The organism is Streptomyces laculatispora, assembly GCF_017353455.1.
Taxonomy (GTDB): domain Bacteria; phylum Actinomycetota; class Actinomycetes; order Streptomycetales; family Streptomycetaceae; genus Streptomyces; species Streptomyces laculatispora.
Genome location: NZ_JAFMPZ010000253.1, coordinates 1 through 5,175, shown reverse-complemented (window position 1 = coordinate 5,175; position 5,175 = coordinate 1). Strand labels below are relative to the sequence as shown.

The following is a 5,175-nucleotide window of genomic DNA, read 5'->3' as shown; positions in this document are numbered from 1 at the left end:
CGGGTGGTCGGGGGCGTCGTCCGCCGTCACGGCCGACGCCGCCCCCGACCACCCGTGCCTTTCCAGGCCGCGCGCCAGCGCCCGCACCATCTGCCGATCGAACTGGGTACCGGCACACCGCTTGAGCTCCTCCACGGCGACCGGCACCGGACGCCCCCGCCGGTAGGACCGGGTCGAGGTCATCGCGTCGAAGGCGTCGGCGACGGCGACCACGCGGGCGAACTCGGGGATCTCGCGGCCGGCGAGCCCGTACGGGTACCCGCTGCCGTCGAGCCGTTCGTGGTGGTGCAGGATCGCGGCGCGCGCCTCGCCGAGGAAGCCGATGCCGCGGACGATCTCGTGCCCGTACTCCGGGTGCAGTTCGATCACCCGCCGCTCCTCGGGTGTCAGCGGCCCGTCCTTGCGCAGCACCCGGGTCGGCACGCCGAGCTTGCCGACGTCGTGCAGGATGCCGGCGAACCGGAGCACTTCGACGCGGTCCCGGGCCATGCCCAGCTCATGGGCGATCAGCACGCAGGCGCGCCCCACCCGCTCGCTGTGGCCCCGGGTGTAGGTGTCCTTGATGTCGACGGCCTGCACCAGGGCCCTGATCGTGGCGCGGTGCGCGGCGTGCTCGCGGTGGTACTGGGCGAAGGCCCAGCAGGAGATGTACATCGGCAGCAGGACGAAGAGCGCGGCCAGCGGCCCGTACGAGCTGCTCCACAGGACCGCCATCATCAGTCCGGCGAGGCCGTGCACGAGGTGCGGGCCGAGCGAGCGCGGCAGCAGCCCGCTCCAGGCGCGCCGGACGGGCAGGTGCTCGGCGGCGGCCAGGATCGAACCGTCCAGCGCGGTCAGCACGAGGCTGAAGGCCAGAGCGGCCGCGCAGGCGGGCAGCAGCGCGTACGGGAGTTCGGGCAGCCGCCCGGGTCCGGAGCCGCCGAGCGCGGCGGGGCCGCCGAGCAGGGCGTGGACGCCGGAGGCGACCCGGACGGTGAGCGCGAGCTGCGCCGCCCGCCAGACGCGGCGGGCAGCGACCGGGGGTTTCTCCACCCGGCCGACGAGCGAGCCGGGTATCGCGACCAGCGCCGCGGCGGCAGGCGGCAGCAGAAAGGCGGCGGCGAGCAGCAATGGGAAGAACGATCCGGCACTGACCGGCACGGAGCTGCCGAAGAAGGGGCGGCGGCCGGGAAGTTCGCAGACCAGGTAGAGCCCGGCGAGCAGTGCGAGGGTGGTCCACGGGGTGCCCGCGCCGGGACGCAGCGCGGGCAGCACGCACAGGGTGGCGCAGAGCGAGACGGCCAGGATGTACGCCCGCGCCGCGCCGCGTGAGGCTCTCACCCGTTCCGCCCGCCCCCCAGCATCGCCAATGGATGCGCCAGGCTAGCGAGTTGGGCGTCCCGACTGAGGGCCGACGGCCGCGATTAGCACGTTCGGGTGATGCGTCATTCCTTGGCGGTGGCCGGCAGCTCGGCACCGGAGACCGACACGTCCTGCTCGGGCACCGCCTGGCCGGAGCGGATCAGGTCGATCCGCCCCATCACCTTGGAGCGCAGGTCGGTCGGCACGTCGTCCTGACCGCAGCAGCGCTTGACCAGCTTCTTCACGGCCTGCTCCAGCCCGTACTTCTCCAGGCAGGGGGAGCACTCACCGAAGTGCGTCTCGAACTTGGTGCAGTCGCTGTCCGGCATCTCCCGGTCGAGGAACTCGTAGAGGTGGTCAAGGACCTCTGAGCAATCCGTCTCGTGCGGCTCTCCGCAGCTCATGAGCCCGAGCCTTTCCGATCGTCCGACTCACCGGCACCCGCCGGGACGAGCCCGCGGTCACGGGCGTAGTCCTCCAGCATGCCGCGCAGTTGACGGCGGCCCCGGTGCAGTCGGGACATCACCGTACCGATGGGAGTCCCCATGATGTCCGCGATCTCCTTGTAGGCAAAGCCCTCTACATCGGCGAGATAGACCGCGATGCGGAACTCTTCGGGAATCGCCTGCAGAGCAGACTTCACATCGGAGTCGGGCAGGTGGTCGAGGGCCTGGGACTCGGCGGAGCGCAGACCGGTCGACATGTGCGACTCGGCGCGGGCCAGCTGCCAGTCCTCGATCTCCTCGGCGGCACTGCGCTGGGGTTCGCGCTGCTTCTTGCGGTACGAGTTGATGAACGTGTTGGTGAGGATGCGGTACATCCACGCCTTGAGGTTGGTTCCCTCACGGAACTGGTGGAAGGAGCCGTATGCCTTGGCGTACGTCTCCTGGACCAGGTCCTCGGCATCCGCGGGGTTGCGCGTCATGCGCAGCGCGGCCGAGTACATCTGGTCGAGGAAACCGAGGGCATCGCGCTCGAAGCGCGCGTTGCGCTCGGCGGTCGTCTCCTGCGGGCGGCCGTCGTCGGTCCCTGTGTCGGTCCCAGTGACCGGACCCACCTCCTCCAACGCTGTGGCGGTGCCGAAACCGGACCCGCTCGAATCGGAGAATAGTCGACCTTGGTCCGGCGCGGGCTGTCGATCCGATCCGCTCAGTGCCCGATCGGGAGTGGTCTTGGCCGCATGCAGCACTGTCCACTCCAGGTCAGCGGCGTTCGAGCGACGCGGGCAGATGGTCGAACCCATGCGACGGACTCCCTCTCCACAGACGACGTTGGTGTACCGACACCCCACACAACAGTGGCCCCCCGCCCAACATTCCCGGGCCGTACGTCACACGATTCCGGCCAGCCATCCGGTCACGGCCGAGGTGAGGATCTCCATCGCCTGATCCTCGGTCACCCCCGACCGCTTCGGTACGGCGAAGCCGTGGTCCCCGTGCGGCACCTCGGCGATCCGGTACTCCCCCGGGGGAAATTCGGCGGGCCTGCCGAACGGGTCGTTGCCGCCCTGGACGACGAGGGTGGGTACGCCGGAGGCCAGGAGTTCGTCCTTCCGGGACTTCTCCGGCCGGCCCGGGGGGTGCAGCGGGAAGCTGAGTGCGAGGACCGCACGGGCGCCGAGTCCGGACGCCGTGCGGCAGGCCACCCGGGCCCCGGCACTGCGTCCCGCGGCGACGACCGGGAGCCCGGAAGCCGCCAGGACCGGCCACAGGCCGCGCCAGCCGGTGTCCAGGGTCTTCGGGGCGGGCGCGAGCTTCTTCCCGGCGACCCGCCAGGGCTGCTCCACCAGAGCGACGCTCACCCCGTGGGCGGGCAGCGCGGCGGCCAGCGCCCGCAGGTCCCGGGCCTCGATGCCCCCGCCGGCGCCGTGGCCGAGGGCGAGCAGGAGGCGGGGTTCGCGCGCGGGCAGCCAGCTGATCCGGGCGGTCCCGGCCTCGGTGTCGACCGTTTCGGTGCGTGGGGCTGTCTCGGTGGCTTTCACGGGCCCATCCAACCAAGGCCGGTGCGGCCGGCACCGGTACGACCCGGGCCTCAGAAGAGCGTGCTGACCTCGGGCGCGGCCAGCTCGTCCAACAGCTCGGGGCCGTTGTTGCGGACGTTGCTGACGGCGGTGGCCACCGGATAGGCCCGCATCAGCCCGCCGGGCGGCGGTGCGAGCAGCCCCCGCAGCCCCTCGATGTCGGTGTGCGAGGGGTCCAGCCAGTCGTCCCAGCGGTCCGGGGTGAGCATCAGCGGCATCCGGGGGTGGATGTCGGCGAGCGCGGCCGGGCCCTCGGCCGGGGCGACGGCGAGCGGGCTCGTCTCCGCCTCGGTCGTGATCACCGAGCAGGTCACCCACCAGGCCTGCGGATGGTCGTCCGGCAGGGTCCGGTCGCGCCAGAACTCGTACAGACCGGCCATGGCGAAGACCGATCCGTCGGCGGGTGTCACGAAGTACGGCTGCTTGCGGGGCCGCTTCTTGCGTCCCTTCTCCTCCAGCTGCCGTTCCTCGCTGCCGGTCACCCACTCGTAATAGCCGTCGGCCGGCAGGATGCAGCGCCGCGAGACGAAGGGGCGGCGGAAGGACGGCTTCTCGTGCACCGTCTCGGCGCGGGCGTTGATCATCCGGGCGCCGCCCTCCGGCGATGTGGCCCAGGAGGGGACGAGCCCCCATTTCAGTGCGCGCAGCTGGCGAACCGGACGCTGGTCATCCGCGTCTTTCACCGGACGCTCCAGTACGGCGTAGACCTCCTTGGTCGGCGCCACGTTGTAATCGGGCTCCAGCGTCTCGGCCGGTTCCCACTTCTCCACCTGGAAGAGTCCGGTCAGATCCTCGGGCCGCCGACTCGCTGCATACCGTCCGCACATAAGTGCCAGACTGCCACGACCGTCATCCCGACCGGACGTCAATACCGCAAGGAGCCGCCCGCGCCATGGACAGCACCGATCTCGGCAATCTGTGGGACCGCGTCTTCGGCACCCAGCCGGCCCCCGAGCAGTGGCTGGTCGTGGTGACCGCCACGGCCGCGCTCATCGCCGTCGTGCCCAATTTCATATGGCGGCTGACCCGCAACGCGATCACCATCGCCCACGAGGGCGGTCACGGGCTGGTCGCGCTGCTCACCGGGCGGCAGCTCTCGGGCATCCGGCTGCACTCGGACACCAGCGGGCTGACGGTGAGCCGCGGCAAGCCGACCGGCATCGGCATGGTGCTGACCGCGGCGGCGGGCTACACCGCACCGCCGCTGCTGGGGCTCGGCGGCGCGTGGCTGCTGGTCAACGGCCGGATCACCCTGCTGCTCTGGCTGGCCACGGCGCTGCTCGCGGTGATGCTGGTGATGATCCGCAATGTGTACGGGGCGCTGACGGTGATTTTCACCGGTTCGCTCTTCCTGCTGATGTCGTGGCTGGCCTCGCCCGCCTGGCAGTCGGTGTTCGCGTACAGCGCGGTCTGGTTCCTGCTGCTGGGCGGCGTGCGTCCGGCGTTCGAGCTGCAGTCCAAGCGGCGGCACGGCGGTGCGCCGGACTCGGACGCGGACCAGCTGTCACGGCTGACGGACGTACCGGCGGCGCTGTGGCTCTTCCTGTTCCACGCCGTGTCGCTCTGCTCGCTGATCGGCGGCGGGCGCTGGCTGCTGGGCCTGTGACTCGCTTCCCTTACCACTGCCGCGTTACATCCCGGTTTCGTCATGTTTGATCAAGATCCGGGTTTGCGGAGAGCCATTAAAGTGGCCCCATGACCGAAAGTTCCGTGCAGCCCGCCCTCTGGCCCGCCCCTCACGCGAGCGGAGCCGTAGAAGCGACCGTCACCGTGCCCGGATCGAAGTCGGTCACCAATCGCGCGCTGGTGCTGGC

At 70.9% G+C, this 5,175-nt stretch carries 6 protein-coding genes; 1 reads left to right on the top strand and 5 read right to left on the bottom strand.

Going from position 1 to position 5,175, the window contains the following annotated elements:
* From J1C73_RS14170 to J1C73_RS14150, 5 genes are all read right to left on the bottom strand, one after another.
* The coding region (locus tag J1C73_RS14170; protein WP_207316685.1) for an HD-GYP domain-containing protein at positions 1 to 1,320 on the bottom strand (1,320 nt) is incomplete at its 3' end.
* A gap of 104 nt (positions 1,321 to 1,424) precedes the next feature.
* A complete protein-coding gene (gene rsrA / locus J1C73_RS14165; protein ID WP_123461549.1) occupies positions 1,425 to 1,745 on the bottom strand; it encodes a mycothiol system anti-sigma-R factor in 321 nt (106 codons plus the stop codon).
* A complete protein-coding gene (locus J1C73_RS14160) occupies positions 1,742 to 2,398 on the bottom strand; it encodes a sigma-70 family RNA polymerase sigma factor (RefSeq protein ID WP_018105559.1) in 657 nt (218 codons plus the stop codon). The genes rsrA and J1C73_RS14160 overlap by 4 nt, the downstream gene beginning before the upstream one ends.
* A gap of 273 nt (positions 2,399 to 2,671) precedes the next feature.
* A complete protein-coding gene (locus J1C73_RS14155; RefSeq protein ID WP_123461547.1) occupies positions 2,672 to 3,322 on the bottom strand; it encodes an alpha/beta hydrolase family protein in 651 nt (216 codons plus the stop codon).
* 50 nt (positions 3,323 to 3,372) lie between these two features.
* The gene (locus J1C73_RS14150) at positions 3,373 to 4,188 is read right to left on the bottom strand and encodes an SOS response-associated peptidase (protein WP_207316684.1); all 816 of its coding nucleotides are present in this window, start codon (positions 4,186 to 4,188) and stop codon (positions 3,373 to 3,375) included.
* A 65-nt stretch (positions 4,189 to 4,253) separates the two neighbouring features.
* Between J1C73_RS14150 and J1C73_RS14145 the strand changes: the two genes are divergently transcribed.
* Complete coding sequence (locus tag J1C73_RS14145; protein ID WP_207316683.1) at positions 4,254 to 4,967, top strand: M50 family metallopeptidase; 714 nt, start codon at positions 4,254 to 4,256, stop codon at positions 4,965 to 4,967.
* Positions 4,968 to 5,175 lie beyond the last annotated feature (208 nt).

Bases quoted from the DNA above. Each gene is read 5' to 3' on its own strand.
- J1C73_RS14150 (WP_207316684.1), bottom strand. From the start codon at position 4,188: ATGTGCGGACGGTATGCAGCGAGTCGGCGGCCCGAGGATCTGACCGGA.
- J1C73_RS14145 (WP_207316683.1), top strand. From the start codon at position 4,254: ATGGACAGCACCGATCTCGGCAATCTGTGGGACCGCGTCTTCGGCACC.
- rsrA (WP_123461549.1), bottom strand. From the start codon at position 1,745: ATGAGCTGCGGAGAGCCGCACGAGACGGATTGCTCAGAGGTCCTTGAC.